Source organism: Pseudothermotoga sp. (genome assembly GCA_025060105.1).
GTDB lineage: Bacteria > Thermotogota > Thermotogae > Thermotogales > DSM-5069 > Pseudothermotoga_A.
The window spans coordinates 99,259-115,532 of sequence record JANXCS010000003.1 but is presented as its reverse complement, the minus strand read 5'-3'; the positions used below and the strand labels follow the sequence as shown (position 1 = coordinate 115,532).

At 45.2% G+C, this 16,274-nt stretch carries 14 protein-coding genes; 7 read left to right on the top strand and 7 right to left on the bottom strand.

Annotated features, from left to right (window positions below; translation table 11 throughout):
- The first annotated feature begins 81 nt into the window (after positions 1-81).
- From NZ875_03960 to NZ875_03935, 6 genes are read left to right on the top strand one after another with little or no spacing between them, the layout of a single operon-like run.
- On the top strand, positions 82-1,008 hold the full coding sequence (locus NZ875_03960; protein ID MCS7174892.1) for a nucleoside hydrolase: 927 nt from the start codon (positions 82-84) through the stop codon (positions 1,006-1,008).
- A complete protein-coding gene (locus NZ875_03955; protein ID MCS7174891.1) occupies positions 1,005-1,757 on the top strand; it encodes a nucleoside phosphorylase in 753 nt (250 codons plus the stop codon). The genes NZ875_03960 and NZ875_03955 overlap by 4 nt, the downstream gene beginning before the upstream one ends.
- Positions 1,757-2,821: a BMP family ABC transporter substrate-binding protein gene (locus tag NZ875_03950; protein ID MCS7174890.1), complete on the top strand. Its 1,065-nt coding sequence runs from the start codon at positions 1,757-1,759 to the stop codon at positions 2,819-2,821. Before NZ875_03955 ends, NZ875_03950 begins: the two co-directional genes overlap by 1 nt.
- A 46-nt stretch (positions 2,822-2,867) precedes the next feature.
- Positions 2,868-4,412 (top strand): ABC transporter ATP-binding protein, encoded by a 1,545-nt coding sequence (locus NZ875_03945; GenBank protein MCS7174889.1) that lies wholly within the window; start codon positions 2,868-2,870, stop codon positions 4,410-4,412.
- Positions 4,409-5,455, top strand: coding sequence for an ABC transporter permease (locus NZ875_03940; GenBank protein MCS7174888.1), 1,047 nt, complete (start codon positions 4,409-4,411; stop codon positions 5,453-5,455). The genes NZ875_03945 and NZ875_03940 overlap by 4 nt, the downstream gene beginning before the upstream one ends.
- On the top strand, positions 5,452-6,378 hold the full coding sequence (locus NZ875_03935) for an ABC transporter permease (GenBank protein MCS7174887.1): 927 nt from the start codon (positions 5,452-5,454) through the stop codon (positions 6,376-6,378). The genes NZ875_03940 and NZ875_03935 overlap by 4 nt, the downstream gene beginning before the upstream one ends.
- On the opposite strand, the gene NZ875_03930 is transcribed toward NZ875_03935, so the two are convergent.
- From NZ875_03930 to NZ875_03910, 5 genes are read right to left on the bottom strand one after another with little or no spacing between them, the layout of a single operon-like run.
- The gene (locus tag NZ875_03930; protein ID MCS7174886.1) at positions 6,347-7,426 is read right to left on the bottom strand and encodes a galactokinase; all 1,080 of its coding nucleotides are present in this window, start codon (positions 7,424-7,426) and stop codon (positions 6,347-6,349) included. The genes NZ875_03935 and NZ875_03930 overlap by 32 nt on opposite strands.
- A gap of 2 nt (positions 7,427-7,428) precedes the next feature.
- Complete coding sequence (gene galT / locus NZ875_03925; protein ID MCS7174885.1) at positions 7,429-8,388, bottom strand: galactose-1-phosphate uridylyltransferase; 960 nt, start codon at positions 8,386-8,388, stop codon at positions 7,429-7,431.
- Positions 8,376-9,443: a hypothetical protein gene (locus tag NZ875_03920; protein ID MCS7174884.1), complete on the bottom strand. Its 1,068-nt coding sequence runs from the start codon at positions 9,441-9,443 to the stop codon at positions 8,376-8,378. Before NZ875_03920 ends, galT begins: the two co-directional genes overlap by 13 nt.
- A 3-nt stretch (positions 9,444-9,446) precedes the next feature.
- Positions 9,447-10,193 carry a protease complex subunit PrcB family protein gene (locus tag NZ875_03915; GenBank protein MCS7174883.1) on the bottom strand — a complete coding sequence of 249 codons (747 nt, stop codon included), beginning with the start codon at positions 10,191-10,193 and terminating at the stop codon, positions 9,447-9,449.
- 10 nt (positions 10,194-10,203) lie between these two features.
- Positions 10,204-10,887 (bottom strand): metal-dependent hydrolase, encoded by a 684-nt coding sequence (locus NZ875_03910; GenBank protein MCS7174882.1) that lies wholly within the window; start codon positions 10,885-10,887, stop codon positions 10,204-10,206.
- 85 nt (positions 10,888-10,972) lie between these two features.
- Here NZ875_03910 and NZ875_03905 point away from each other — a divergent pair, with 85 nt between their 5' ends.
- Positions 10,973-12,703, top strand: a complete 1,731-nt coding sequence (locus tag NZ875_03905) for an NAD+ synthase (protein ID MCS7174881.1) — start codon at positions 10,973-10,975, stop codon at positions 12,701-12,703.
- Positions 12,704-12,709: 6 nt separating this feature from the next.
- On the opposite strand, the gene NZ875_03900 is transcribed toward NZ875_03905, so the two are convergent.
- Both NZ875_03900 and NZ875_03895 read right to left on the bottom strand, forming a co-directional pair.
- Positions 12,710-14,413, bottom strand: coding sequence for a YgiQ family radical SAM protein (locus tag NZ875_03900; protein ID MCS7174880.1), 1,704 nt, complete (start codon positions 14,411-14,413; stop codon positions 12,710-12,712).
- Positions 14,414-14,499: 86 nt separating this feature from the next.
- Positions 14,500-16,251: a hypothetical protein gene (locus tag NZ875_03895; GenBank protein MCS7174879.1), complete on the bottom strand. Its 1,752-nt coding sequence runs from the start codon at positions 16,249-16,251 to the stop codon at positions 14,500-14,502.
- Positions 16,252-16,274: the final 23 nt, after the last annotated feature.

Sequence of the window (16,274 nt, the reverse complement as noted above, 5' to 3'; positions counted from 1 at the left end):
ATACCGTGGAAAAGTCCTTCATTGTCATGGCAGATGATCTTATGATAATATCAATCAGTGAAAACTCTGGAGGTGAATAGTTTGCAAATCGTACTAGATTGTGATCCGGGACATGACGATGCATTCGCAATATTACTTGCTGCTGCGTCGAAGGAGATCGAATTGCTTGGTGTTACAACGGTTGTGGGGAATTCGTATCTTGAGAACACCACCAACAACGCGCGGAGGATCTTGGATTTGTTCGACATCGACGTTCCTGTGTTCGCTGGTGCAGCCAAACCTTTGATTAGGAACATCGTGGTGGCTCCGAACATACATGGTCAATCTGGGTTAGATGGAGCGGAGATCCCACCGGCGAAGAGAAAGATCGAGAAAATGCACGCAGTTGATTTCATCGCAGATATGGTTGAAAAATACGAAGGAGTAGTTCTCGTACCGACCGGTCCTCTCACGAACATCGCGATCTTTCTTTTGAAGTATCCAAAGCTTGCCCACAGGGTGAGCAAGATCGTGCTCATGGGTGGAGGTATCGCTTTTGGTAATGTCACGCCCGTTGCTGAGTTCAACATCTTTGCCGATCCAGAAGCGGCGAAGATAGTTTTCAGATCTGGAATACCTATAGTGATGGCCCCACTGGATCTGACCCATCAAGTTGTGGCGACGGAGGCTGAAGCGAGCAGATTGAGAACTTTTGGACCGAAATTCGAAATACTTGCAGATTTGTTGATGTTCTTCAAGTCCACTTACAAAAAAATTTTCAACATCGATGGAGCGATTCTGCACGATCCATGCACTGTGATGTATTTGATACATCCAGAAATTTTTGAATCTAAGGAATACTTCGTGGACGTCGAAACGAAAGGTGAACTGACGTACGGTCAAACGGTCGTCGATCTATGGAGGACCACTGGTAATCAACCCAACGCTGAGATCCTTCTGAAAGTCGATAGGGAGAGATTCTTTGAAATTCTTTTCGAAAAACTTCGCTCCCTAGAGGGAGGTAGATGATCTTGGTTGATCCAAGATACCACATTCGAGTGAACCCTGAAGATGTTGGGGAATACGTAATCGTTGTCGGTGACAGAGGAAGAGTTGAGCGTGTTGCTAAGTATCTCTCAGAACCAAAAAAAGTTGGGGAGAACAGAGAGTATCTGACCTATACAGGTTTCCTCAGCGGGAAAAAAGTCAGCGTGATGTCTACGGGTATGGGTGCTCCAGCGATGGCGATAGGCATTGAAGAGCTCGCAACGACGAACGCCAAGGTTGTGATCCGTGTCGGTACCACGGGTGCTTTTCAAAAACATCTCAAACTCGGTGATAGCGTGATCGCCACAGCGGCGGTTCGGTTGGATGGAACAACGGCACAGTACATCATACCTGAATATCCTGCCGTTGCGGACTTCAGTGTGGTTCAGTCACTCGTGAAAGCCGCAAAGATTGTGAACAACCGCTATCACGTCGGTGTGGTGGCATCCACAGATTCTTATTATGGCAGAAATTTCGATCCCGAAAGGCATTCTCACGTAGAAAACTTGCTCGTCAAAGCGGGAGTCTTAGCTGTAGAGATGGAGATAGGTGCACTCTACGTGGTGGGAAGGATCAAAGGTCTAAAGACTGGTGCGATCTTAACGGTCAGAGAAGAACTCTCGGAAGATGGTTACATCCAAGCTGGTCCAAAATTCGAAGAGGGGTTGGAAAAATCAATTCAAATTGCCATAAAGGCGATAGAAATACTCATCGAGGGAGGTGAGTGGTGATGAAAAGATTCTTGATCCTTGCGCTGGTGTTGATGGTCTTACTGAGCTTTGCAAAGCCGTTGAAGGTGGTACTTTTGTTGAACGGCGCTCTCGGAGACAAGTCTTTCTTTGATTCGGCAGGGAGAGGCATCCAAATGGCCATCAAGGAGCTGGGAGTTCAAGGTAAGATAATCGAAGCAGGTTACAATCCGGCAAACTGGAGGCCATATTTGGAAGACATTTCAGATGAAGATTATGACATCATCATCGTCGGAACTTGGCAGATGCAAGAGATCTTAGAAGAGATCGCCCCAATGCATCCTGAGAAGAAGTATTTCATCTTCGACACATCGGTAAATTACAAGAAACCCGGTCTGAAGAATGTCTATTCTATTCTCTACAAACAAAACGAAGGTTCTTTCCTAGTTGGCGCTCTTGCGGCTTTGATCACCACATCTGGTATGCCAAAAACCAACCCTGAGCCCATCATAGGATTCCTCGGGGGAATGGATATACCCGTCATCAACGACTTCTTGGTGGGTTACATTGAAGGTGCGAAATACGTCAATCCGAACATCAAGGTCCTGATCTCATACGTCGGTAGCTTCAACGACCCGGCGAAAGGTAAAGAACTCAGCTTAGCCATGTACCGACAAGGTGCAGACATCATTTTCAACGTGGCAGGTAACACTGGTATTGGCCTACTGGAGGCAGCGAAAGAAGCTGATAGATGGGCAATCGGTGTTGATTCCGATCAGGCGCTGATCTACGAAGACATCGATAAAGAAATCGCTAAACGCATCGTAACTTCCATGATGAAAAACGTGGATGTATCGATCTTCCGTGGTTTGAAACTCCATTTGGAAGGCAAGTTAAAATACGGTCAAGCGGAAGCGCTCGGAATAGCTGAAGGAGGAGTGGGTGTAGCTGATAACAAATATTACAGAGAACTCGTACCGGAACAGTTCAGAAACAGAATAAAAGAACTTGAACAAAAGATACTCAAAGGTGAAATCAAAGTCAGCACGGTCTTCGGCATGCCTCAAGAACAGCTCGACAAGCTGAGACAGAGTGTCAAACCGTGATGGACAGCTGGGGGTTTTAGCCCCCAGCTTTCATGGGGAGATGGATGTGAAAGCGATTGAAGCTATCAACATTACGAAGATCTATCCCAACGGTGTCGTTGCGAACAAAGAAGTGAATTTTTCGGCGGATATCGGTGAAATACACGCCGTGGTTGGAGAAAACGGAGCAGGTAAAACTACGTTGATGAAGATTTTGTTTGGCATGGAAAAACCAACCACTGGACAAATCAGAGTTTTTGGGAAAACTGTGCATCTGAGTTCACCGAAAGAAGCTATATCGCTCGGCATCGGCATGGTGCATCAACATTTCATGTTGGTACCTTCCTTCACAGTCGCTCAAAACATCATGTTGGGTATCGAACCCCGCAAAGGTCTGAGTGTGGACATCAAAGAAATGGAACGCCGCATAAGTGAACTTGCAAAGCAATTGAACTTCGAGCTACCACTTAGAGAAAAGGTGTTGGATCTCCCGGTGGGTGTGAAGCAACGTGTGGAGATCATGAAAGCGCTCATAAGGGGTGCGAAGATACTCATACTCGACGAACCGTCATCTGTATTGACACCACAGGAAGTCCAAGAACTGTTCGTCGTACTGAAAAATTTGGTTAGGAACGGAATAACTGTGATATTCATCACCCACAAATTGAACGAAGTGAAGCAGATATCCGACAGAATAACGATAATGCGCAACGGTACAGTTGTCGGTACTTACAGAAATCAGGATCTGAGCGAAACAGATATCGTTGAACTCATGATAGGTAGAAAGTTTGAATACGATATAAAAAGGACATTCCGTGAGCCCGGAGAAGCGGTCATGACCGTGAGGAATTTGAATTACTTCAGAGAAGATGGAGCACACATACTCAAGAACATCAATTTTGAGCTGAGATCAGGCGAAATACTCGCTATAGCTGGTTTGGAAGGAAACGGTCAAAAGGAGCTCGTTGAGATAATAACGGGCCTTAGAGAAAAAGCAACTGGCGAGATCATCGTGAGTGGAAGAAACGTCCTCGGAGTCAAACCGTGGAAATTGAGAAAGCTCGGCATCTCACACATACCCGAAGATAGAGTTGAAGTTGGTAGCGCCCTCGATCTAACTGTGGCAGAGAATTTGATTTCAGATAGATACTCGCAGGAACCTTTCAGCAAGGGTTTGATCTATAGAACGAAAGTTGTTTTGAACCATGCACAAAATCTCATCAAAGGGTTCACCATCAGAGCGAAGAGTCCCACAACTTTGATGCGAATGCTTTCCGGTGGAAACATGCAAAAGGTCGTCGTCGCACGTGAGATGACGAATGAACCAAAGATAATAATTGCCAACCAACCCACCCATGGAATAGACGTTGCCTCGAGCGAGTTCGTAAGGAAGAAGCTTTTACAGATGCGTGATGAAGGAAAAGCCGTTTTGTTAGTTTCAACGGATCTACAGGAAGTTCTCCAGATCGCTGACAGAATCATAGTCATGTACAAAGGAGAGATCGTGGCGAGTTTCAGAAACGATGGACTCACTGAAACCGATATAGGTTATTACATGCTCGGTGTCAGAAGACAGTCAGAAGCGCAGATAAGGGAGTTGGCCGGTGGATGAAGGCAAAGATCGCATGGCTCGAATTTCTTCGATTCGCTCTCAGTATTCTGATCGCTCTGTTCATAGGTTATGTGTTCCTTCTGTTTGGTACTAAAAATCCTTCGGAGGCTTTCAAATGGTTCCTTTATGGCCCGATATCCACACAGAGAAGGTTCGTCGAGTTTTTGAACAACGCTGTTCCACTGATGTTCACAGGCCTTTCGCTCTGCCTTGTGTTCCAAGCGAAAATATTCAACATAGGAGCTGAAGGGCAATTCTTCTTTGGAGCCTTCGGTGCGATGTTGATCGCACTCACATTTCCAGCCATTTCCTGGATACATCTTTTACTGACACTCCTTGGTGCGGCGTTGTTTGGCGCCGCCTGGGCTTTTGTGCCAGCTTGGTTGAAAACTCGATGGAAAGCGAGCGAGCTCGTTTCTTCGCTCATGATGAACTACATATCGTATCTGCTCGTTCTGTTTTTGGTCAACAACTATTTCAGAGACAAAGCTGCGGGTGCGTTGGTTTCCTACAGATTCCCACAAACCGCGTGGTTAGCAACTTTAACGCGCTTTAGACTCAATTCAGGCTTGTTCGTGGCGGTCGGCGTGGTCATAGTGATCGGGTTACTCGTGTATCGCACGAAGTTCGGTTACGAAATAAGGGCAATGGGTGCCAACAAAAAGTTCGCTTTCTATTCGGGTATAAACGTCTCACACGTTATGTTCTGGGTGCAAATCCTTGCTGGTGCCATCGCTGGACTCGCTGGCGGTATCGAGATTTCAGCGATGTACAGGCGGTTCGTGTGGCAATCGTTTCCTGGCTATGGTTTCGATGGAATAGTGGTGGCGATCATCGCGCGTAACAATCCATTTTTGGTGATACCAAGTGCATTTTTCATCGCTTATCTGAGAGTCGGTGCGAACATCATGGGTAGACTCACTGGGATAGCTCCAGAAGTCGTCATCGTTCTACAGAGCATCATGATCTTGCTCATCACCGCTGAGGCGTTGCTTGCTAAATTCAAACAGAGAATCATCGAGAGAGAGGCGATGAAAGAATGAATATAGTCGTTTCAAACATCGTCGATCCAGCCTTTTGGTACAGCGTATTGAGGGTCTCAACTCCTTTGCTGTTCGCCGTCATGGCAGCTTTGCTGAGTTCAATAACTGGTACCATAAATATCGCCATCGAAGGCATGATGCTCATGTCTGCCTTTTGGGGTACCATAATCGGTGCTTTCACGAGAAACCCTTGGATCGGTTTGATGGTTGGTATCTTCTCATCCACCATCCTCGCTTTGATCTTGGCGTTCGTCCATCTCAGATTGAACGCTAATTTGGTGATAGCTGGTGTGGCGATCAACTTACTCTCTTCCGGTTTTACGGTGTTCATGCTGTTCTTGCTGACGGGTGAGAAAGGTACTTCAGCATCCCTTGGGAGCCAACCGATACCTAGGTTGGACGTACCGTTGTTGAGAGATATACCGTTCGTTGGCAAGATGCTGAACAACCATAACGCGCTCACTTATTTGGCGATCATCTCGATCTTCGTCGTCGATTATTTTATTAGAAAAACCCCCCTCGGTGTCAGGATGAGGGCTGTTGGAGAAAATCCCAATGCGGCAGTTTCCGTCGGTATCTCTGTCTCAAAAATGAGGTATCTTTCATTGATCTTGAGCGGAATTTTTGCAGGTTTTGCTGGTGCTTTCTTATCCATGGGTTATGTATCATGGTTCGCCAGGGATATGACCAGCGGTAGAGGTTTCATAGCACTTGCAGCACAGGCTTTAGGGGGAAAATCTGCAATTTTTGGAGCCTTCGGTGCTCTTCTGTTTGGAATAGCTGAAGCGTTCGGTTTCACCCTTCAAAGTTTAAGGATTCCATCGGAGATAACCAACATGATACCCTTCATTCTCACCTTGATCGTCTTAGTCATCTATGCAAGGCTGAGGATCAAATCACACTCGAGGATTCAGGAGCTATGAGTTTCAAAACGCCATCACTGCTGTTCACGTGCAGCATTTTTATCTCTCTTTTGAAGTACTTTTTGTACTCCTTGCTCAACTCTTCGAAGCTGAACTGAATATACCCCTTGCGAGCGAGGACGAGCACACTTCCTCCAAATCCACCACCGACTATTCTGGCCCCTATTATACCTACCCTACCTTTCAAAAAACCTACGATGAAGTCGATCTCTTCGCAGGAAACTTCATAAAGATCCCTCAAACTGGCGTGCGATTCATAAAGAAAACATCCTGAGAGGAACATGTTGCCTTTTTTCAAAGCATCAACCATTTTTAAAACTCTTTTGTTCTCGCTAATGACGTGTTTGGCACGTCTCCTCAGAATCGGATCCAAAGATGCCAGATCATTCTCGGAAAGTTCTCTGAAAGACTTTTTGTTCAAACTTTTCAAAACCATCTCGCATTCCTGTCTTCTCCTGTTGTACTCGGACGCCGACAGTTCATGCTTGACGTTGGAATCTATCAACACGAACTCGTGATCATCCAAATTGAGTGGCACATATTCATACTTGAGCGTCATCGTGTCCAGCAAGATGGCGTGATCTTTTTTGGCAAAAACTGCCGTGAATTGGTCCATGATCCCACATCTAACACCGACGAATTCGCGCTCAGCTTTCACACACAGATGAACTAGATCCATGGGATCGATCTTGTATCCCATCATCTTTATGATGGCTACGGCGCTCGCAACTTCGAGAGCCGCAGAACTTGAAAGACCAGCACCGGTTGGTAACGTGGAATCTACAACCATTTCGAAAGGTTCCACGCGATAACCCGATTCTTCCAAAGCCCACACAACGCCCATGATGTAATCGGTCCAGTTACCAGTTCTTCGATGTTTCACAACTTCGAGGGTTTGCCCGTACAGTTTTGAAGTGAGGATGAACCTGCTCGAAGGTTTCGCTTCCACCTCTATGTACCTATCTATCGCGAATGGTAGTACGAAACCGTCGTTGTAATCGGTATGTTCTCCTATGATGTTCACTCTCCCTGGCGCTCTCACTTTCAAAGTCACGGTTCACTCACCTCGATCCTTCTCAACATCTCAGCGGCCTGTTCAGGCACCATGGGGTTTATGAAGGCCCAGGTACCCGTCTCCACACTGGCCATCCATTTGATTTTGTCTCTATCCCTTTTGGGTGGATTGAATTCCACATGGAGATGAAAAAGTTCAGCACCAACAGCTTTGATCGGTGCTTGAAAAAACATCATCATGTATGGAAACTCTTGGTCATAAAGTCCATCGTACTTGGATGTGATCACCTTCAGATGTTTCGCCAGCTCGGATCTTTCTTGAGCCGTTAATTCCGGTAGTGAGACAATGTGGCGTTTTGGATAGATATGCACTTCGAATGGAAAACGCGCATAAAAAGGCACCAAAGAAACGAAGCTTTCGGTTTCGAAAACGGTCCTTTTTTTCACACTAGTTTCCTCAGCAACCACGTCGCAAATGACGCAGGAATTTTTTTCCGTATACCATTTCTGGATGGCCTCCATTTTAGCGAGGATTCGCTTCGGAAGGAATGGAAATGCGTATATTTGACCATGTGGGTGTGAAAGACTCGCTCCCACCTCTTTACCTCTGTTTTCGAATATGAAAACGTACTCGACAAAATCGAGCGAAAACAGTTGAATGGTCCTGTCAATCCACATGTCTATGAGTTTTTCTATCTGTTTCAATGGCATGCCCGGTAGTGCCGTATCGTGTTGGGAAGTGTAAACAACCACTTCACACACACCGAAAGATCGCTTCTTCGAAAAGATGCTCGATTCAGATTCGACGTTGGGTGGGTTCCTTTTGAGCGCCGGAAATCTGTTTTCAAAGCTGACCAAATCGTATCCTTCTGGAAGTTCCAACCCTCCAACACATATTGGGCAGCTCTGTTGGGATGGTTGAACTGGCCTGCGTTGAGTTTCGGCAGAAACTATGATCCATTCGTCGGTGAGTGGGTTGTATCTCAGCTCGAGCATTCACTTTCTCCCTCCACATAGAAATGAAACCGTCTTCCATCATCGTTGAGCTTTGTGTTTCGGACAACCTTGACCCGTCTGGAACTCTGAATCCATTCGATTTCACCATTCAAAGTGTTCAAAATCGCGACACTCGGCAGGTTGGTCTCGTCAATGAAAAGTATGCGGTACGATGATTCATTCAACTTTTCGATCCTTGTAAAAAGCGGATTGATGGATCTAATCCAACCGAGTGCGCCGAAACCCAGTATATCCAGAAGTCTGGTCCACGTAGGGAAGACTTTCACATAAAGAACCAGCAAACGGTTCAACATGCTCGACAGAATTATATCTTCGAGTGATAATCCTTCTGCGTCAAAAACGATTCCGTGTGCGAACCTCAAAGATTCGATCAGTGTTCCGTGCTTTATCACAAAACAACAATCTGGAAATTTTCTACACAAATTTTTGTTGTAGTCTTTCAGGTGGAAATATCGAACGCCTAGTCGATAAAAACTTTCCACTTCCTCTTCACTTTCAGCCTCGATTGCAACTTGAAGACCTCTTTGAAGAAGCTTTTGTGCAAGATTTTGATCGGTTGTTTTCAACAGAGCGATCTGATCGGGCTTGTCGAACTGAACGTTCTTTTCCTGATCGTATGGGATGAAAGATTTTGGGATCTGAACACGCATCCCCTCGAAAGAAATCAACAACGTTTCGAGAAATCTTTTGAACAATTCGAACTTTTCAGATGCTTTCAAAATGACGATGAAAGAACCCTTCTCAGGCTCAGCTGACACGACGACATTTTCGCCTTCTTCCTTTGCCTGAACGTTTGTGAACCCCACCAATCCAACCAAAATGTCGTCTTTCACGACAATACCTTTTAGAGATTGACTCTGTGGACACCAAACTGTGTTTCGATCGTATTCGAGTATTTTCACCGGTTGCACGTGTTGTTCGTCTCGATAGTTCATCACAAAACCGTACCTCGTTTTCCTTAGAGCCAAAGAAATTGGAGCATCACACTCTACAGTCTCAAAAAATTCGTTTATATCCCGACCGAACAGCAACATGTATCAACGCACCTCGAACTTCACTTGAAAATATTTCTCATCTTCGTCGATGAGAGTGCACCTGACTGTGTAATAGCCAGATGGTAATGTGTCGGTGATCTCCAACAGAACGGATGGATGAGTTATCGCTTGGGTCACCATCGCGCCCGGAGGGGGTGGTACAACGCGAACTTTGACCATGATGGTCGAACCTACCAGTTTGAGATCTTCAACGCGCACGTCGTAACCACCGGTGTTCTTGCGTCCAGCGTCGATCCTGAAAAATACTTTTTCACCTTGTCTGAAATCGTAAGTTTCTTTCATGAGCTCGTTCAACGTTACTAAACCCGCCTCCGATGCTCCAACGTTGATACGTTTCACAGAAAAACCCAATTTCCTTGGAAGTTCGATCGCGATCCCATTCACCGTTATGCTCTTCGTGTTTGTAGGCAACACAAGTAGATGTTGAGGCATGTAGAAATAGATACCTTTCCGTACACCTTTGACGGAGAACTCGTGTTTGAAATCCTCGCCCTCTATGATCACAGTAAAACTACGTTCCCCGGGCCATTCCACAGGAGAAAAGATCCAACCTTTCAAAAGCATGACTATGTCAGGCTCAGAGGAGAGCATCAAGTATTGAAAATTCACAGATTTGCTTCCAGAACGTAAATACAACTCGTCCGGTAACGCCACGTCGGTTGGAATGTGATAGATCATCGACAACACAACACTCGCCAACGATAAAAAGAAAAAGAATGTGAGACGCATGTGAATCGCCTCACAGCTCGAGTGTTTCACCAGGTTTCATTATGACACACTTCACGTTCAATTTCTCGACTTCCTCTTTGAATCTCGAAGGATCCGACTTGATGACGGGCCAAGTATCGTAGTGCATGGGGACTACGATCTTAGGTTGCAACATTTTCACAGCTTCGACTGCGTCCCAAAGATCCATCACGAAGTTACCACCTATTGGAAGGAAAGCCAAATCTATGTTCTCTTTTTTGAGCAATTCCATGTCTTTCGTTAAACCCGTATCGCCAGCATGGTAGATCTTCTTACCACCGATTTCAATCAAAAAGCCGCAGGGATTGCCCGCATAAACTGGAAGGTCACCTTCGACGACGCTGGAACCATGCAGTGCAGGCGTCAGTTTTACACTCCCAAAGTCGAAGGCGTACTTGCCACCTATGTGCATCGGATGTGTGCTCACACCATGTTTGGAGATATAGCTACACAATTCAAAATTTGCTATGACCGTTGATCCATCACGCTTCGCCAACTTCACAGTGTCACCCAAATGATCGGCATGTCCATGAGTAACGAGTATGTAATCCACCTTGGGAATGTCTTGAAGTTTCACGGGCGATTGGGGGTTGTTCGTGATGAACGGATCGATCATGATTCTTTTTTCCCCATGAACGATCAACACCGCGGCATGACCAAGGTATTTGATCTTCAATCGAATCACCTCCAAAAAACATTTTATCATCGAGCGATGCTTTTTTCTTTCAAAACTCAATGGTATCATTTTTCTGGTGATGGTTGTGAAGAGAGTGAGACTCACACTAGCTCAACTCAACCCAACTTTAGGAGATTTCGAAGGTAACGTGATGAAGGCAAAACAAGCGATAGACCTTGCAGAATCAACACAGAGCGACTTACTACTCTTACCTGAACTCTTCATCACGGGCTATCCACCGGAAGATCTCACATTCAGACTTTCATTTTTAGAATCCAACCGCCATGCTCTGAACGAAGTGGTGCGCTATACCTTAGGAAAGAGAACCGTTTGTGTCGTTGGTTTCATAGATTTCGATGAAGATGTGTACAACGCCGCAGCAGTCATCCATGATGGGAAAGTGCGTGGCATATACAGAAAGATTTTCTTGCCAAACTACAGTGTGTTCGATGAAAAAAGATACTTCCGTCCAGGTCAAAGATTGATGATCCTCAAATTCGGCTCGATCAAGATCGGTTTGACGGTGTGCGAAGATATCTGGAGCCCAGCCGAGCCCTTGGCCACTCTGGTCAGCGGGAACGGAGTTCAGTTGATCTTGAACATCTCCGCCTCGCCGTACTGTATTGAAAAAGCCAAACTCAGAGAAAAGTATGTCTCGGCGAAAGCGTACGAGCATCACGTTGCGATCGCTTACTGCAACATGGTTGGAGGTCAGGACGAACTCGTGTTCGATGGAGCGAGTTTCGTGTGCGACGCGAACGGAGATCTGTTAGTACGGGCCAAGTTGTTCGAGGAAGATCTTCTCACTGTAGACGTGGATTTGGACGAGAATTTGAGGGTGAATCTGACCGATCCGAGGCGTCGTTATACACACATTGAAAATTATCCAGTCGAGGTAGTCGAGTTCGATGAACCGAGGTTGAAGAGTGATCGGCTGAAAAATTCTGTTTCACAACTTTACGAACGGGAACAAGAGATGTTCACAGCGCTGGTAACAGGGCTCAGAGACTACATAGGAAAAAACGGTTTCAAAAAGGTCGTTTTGGGACTGAGCGGAGGTATAGACTCTTCCCTCGTTGCTTCCATTGCGGTCGAAGCTCTTGGAGCTGAAAACGTCAAAGGCGTGTTGATGCCATCTATGTACACGTCGAAGGAAAGTGTTGAGGATGCTCTGCTATTGGCAGATAATCTTGGCATAGAAACGTTCATTCTGCCGATCAACGAGGTGTTTAAAGAATACCTTCAGGTCTTGAAATCTGTTTTTTCTGGCAAGCCGATGGACGTAACCGAGGAGAACATACAGGCACGCATCCGAGGAAACTACCTGATGGCTCTTTCGAACAAGTTCGGTTGGCTCGTCTTGACGACGGGTAACAAGAGCGAGATCGCCACGGGTTATTGTACTCTCTACGGTGACATGGCGGGTGGCTTTGCGGTCATAAAAGATATTTACAAAACAGATGTTTATAGGATCGCAAGGTGGTACAACCGTTGGAAAGGTAAGCAGATCATACCAGAAAGGGTGTTCACCAAACTACCCACGGCCGAGTTGAAACCAGGACAGTTCGATCAAGAAAAACTGCCACCGTACGAGGTACTGGATGAGATACTCCGCTTGTACGTTGAAGAAGGTTTAGATGCTAAGGAGATCGTCGAGAGAGGCTATGATTCCAAGACGGTGGTGGAGGTTTTGCGAATGATTCACGCCAATGAGTACAAAAGAAAACAAGCACCGATAGGTATCAAAGTATCGAAGAGAGCTTTTGGTAAAGATTGGCGAATGCCTTTGACCAACAAATTCAAAGAAACACTTTGATGCCTTTCATTCAATCGAGTTTGAGGAATTTGATCCCGTGATGTTCTGCTTCATCCAGTTCCGTTTCTTTAAGGATTTTTCCACGAACACTTCTTCTCCGGTCATGGGATCAACCCCACTGTAGTACATTGCAGTGCTGATGGTGCCTGGTGTGGGTGTAAAGATCTGCACTTGTTGAGGCTTGTAGTTGAGCTTTTCTTGAATGAATTTCTTGAGATACTCATTCTCCTTTACCGATTCACCTGGGTGTGCCACTATGAAGTAACCCACGACGTACCTTTCTTTGTTTTGAAGTTTTGCGGCCTTTTCGAACTCATCTTTGAATCTCAGAAAGAGTTCTACAGGTGGCTTTCTCATCAGTTTCAAAACTTTCGGATGAGCATGTTCAGGTGCGAGTTTCAATTGGCCTGGTGTGAACTGAACCAGTTTTCGAATGAACTCCTTGCCGAACGGATCAGCTAGAACGAGATCGTGTCGTATACCCGATGAAATGAATACGTGCTTCACTTTTGGTATCGATCGAATCTTTTCAAGAAGATCGATGAAAATTCGATGATTTGGTATCGCGTTGGAACAAGTTTTTGGGAAAGCACAGGGCCGATCGCATGGGCCCTGAGTTTCTCTTTTCACACATTTAGAGCCATACAAATTGGCTGTAGGACCACCAACATCGCTTATTGTACCTTTAAAATCGGGATGTTTCGTCAGCATCCTGACTTCTTCCAAGATCGATTCTGCACTCCTGTAGGTTATATGGATCGATTGATGGTGCGTTAGGGCGCAGAAGGAGCAACCACCGTAGCAACCTCTCACAGCGGTGATGGAAAACTGAACGGTGTCTATGGCCTTGACGTGTCCCATCGATTCGTAATAAGGATGGACTTTCCTTTCGAAAGGTAAAAGGTACAGCTCGTCCAGCTCTCTCTGATCCAAAGGAAACTCTGGAGGATTCTGCACCACGTATCTGGTGTCTTGCTTTTGGCACAACTTAACTGGTTTAAAAGGATCTGTCAATAAGATTTGCATCTTCACTGATTCTGCGTATTTGTACCTGTCAGAACAGATTTCTTCATAACTTGGAAGTTCTACAGCACCTTCGGGTTTCTTCGATGTCCATACCACAACACCTCTGATATCTTTGCACTTCTCGATATCACCTGTTTTTTCCAAAATTTTTGCTATGTTCAGCACAGTTTTTTCACCCATTCCATACACCAACAAGTCCGCTTTCGCATCCAAAAGTACAGATTTTCTGATTTTGTCCTGCCACCAGTCATAATGTGCAAATCTTCTCAAACTGGCTTCAATGCCTCCAAGTACTATGGGGACGTCTGGAAAAAACCTTCGCACTAAGTTTGAATACACGATGGTCGCTCGATCCGGACGCTTTCCTGACACACCGTTTGGACTGTAATCATCGTTCTTTCTTTTCTTCATCGATGCGGTGTAGTTGGCAACCATAGAATCAACGTTTCCCGCTGTGATACCGAAGAAAAGCCTCGGTCTTCCCAACCGTGTGATATCTTTCTCTGAATTCCAATCAGGCTGTGAAATGATACCCACTCTGTACCCTTTCGAAACGAGGTAGTGACCTATCAAGGCGATACCGAAAGATGGATGATCCACGTAAGCGTCACCCGTGATCAATATCACATCCAGTTCTTTCCAACCGAGTTTTTCCATTTCTTCTTTGGTTGTTGGAAGGAACAAACCTATCACTCCAATTGTTTAGACTAACATTTTATGCAAAAAACAAAAGGGGCAGTTCACTGCCCCAATGAGGTGTGGAATGGTAACTATTCAACCTTGAAGATCACGATCATGACACCGTTTTCATACACAACTTTTTCCAACGAAAGTTCTTCAATCAGATCCTTCTCGAGTTCTTCATCACTCTTGATCTTCAAAGTTATTCTTTTTTCCTCATTTTCTCCACTGAAGTCCACCATTTCACGAACTGTGGAAGGCAACCAAGTGTACCAAACCAGCACTTCCTTCAAATCTTCTGGTAAAGTTCCATAGTCGCGATAGTACATCCTGAAGCCTTCGACCAAGTTTCTCACGATCTCGGGTATCGAGGGTAATTCATACTTTTCGTAGCTCTTGATGAAATAAATTATCCTGTTCAATTCATCGATCTCGATTTCATCGACAGCGATCTCTATGATTTCGTAGATATCGTCTTCGCTGAAATGTTCAACCAAATCGGTCTTGATACCAACACGAACGATGAACGTTCCGTCTTGTTCTTCCCGAGAATAGAGTATATCTTTTGAAAGTTCCTCGCCGATCAGCGACTGCAATTGCTCCAGATTTTCAGGTGGATTGGCATTTTCATAGTAGTATGCTTCATCTATGACATTCAAAATCTTCTGAAGCATTTTGAGTTCTTCTGGCATGGGAAGTAAATCTGACAAGATCTCAGACAGAAGTTCCTTGAGGGCAGAACTGGAAATTTTGGCGTCTATGATCAAAGAACAGCCGTCTCTAGAGATTGAAACATCGATGAATAATTCTTCCTGACTGAGAGAAAATCTCGCAACAACGTTCATCTCGATGCCGGTTAGATCTTGCTCTTCAACGTTGAAAAGAAGAAAAGCTACCCCACCTTTACTGGGTACTTTCAATGTGAAATCTTCAGAAACGGCGATGATCCAATCGTCTGTTCTTTGAACGCTTGCTCTTTCTTCAAACTGCTCGACCAATTTCTCTATGAATTTTTGTTCTATATCGAAGGAAATCGCAAGCTTAGAATCTTTTTGAGAAGCACTCAAGGCAATGAAAGTTGATCCTTGAGCGATCGATCCCAGCTCATCGAAATCCATATCGAATTCTTCTATGAATTCTCCGGGAACCTGTCTCAATAGAGAAGTAGGAACTATCAAAATCAGATCGGCATCCGGAAGGACTTTGAGCCCATGCGGTGCGGACTTTTTTCTCAACTGTTCCAATTCCCAATCTGACTTGCAAACCTTCTTTGAAACAATGTGCATACTCAAGATGTCATCATGATCAATATTCAGCGTGAATTCATCCTCGATTGGTATTCCTTCGCTGAAGCCAAGCAAATGCAAAATTATGCCGAGGATCGGAACGGTGCGGATCCTTCCATGAACCAATACGGTTCTGTCGAGTTCAAGCCCCGCCAGTTTTCCTTGTACCATGGCTTCAACATCTTCGAGCATGATCTTGCTCACAAAATAATGCATGCCTTCGTGTTGAATGGGGGTCTTGCCTTGGATGAACTGCTGCAAGTTTGTTTCTGCCCATTCAGGATCGTTCGTGACGATCGAAACGTCCAGAAAATCCTGCATTTTCTCTAAATCTTCTGACCCGATGATCTCAAAAAACGCTGGTAAATTCAACGTTAGCTTACCAAAGAAACAGACAAAACCAGTCGATGGTCCTTTCGATTTGACGGTCAGAGGCAATATGTTTTGGACCATTTCGATATCGTTCAAAATCAATGCAAAATCTGCAGTGATCGGAACGAGCGATAGAGCAACGATGCTGGGTAAAAGGATGAATATGATCGAGATCTTTCTCACGTTGTGATCCCCCCTTATGGTGT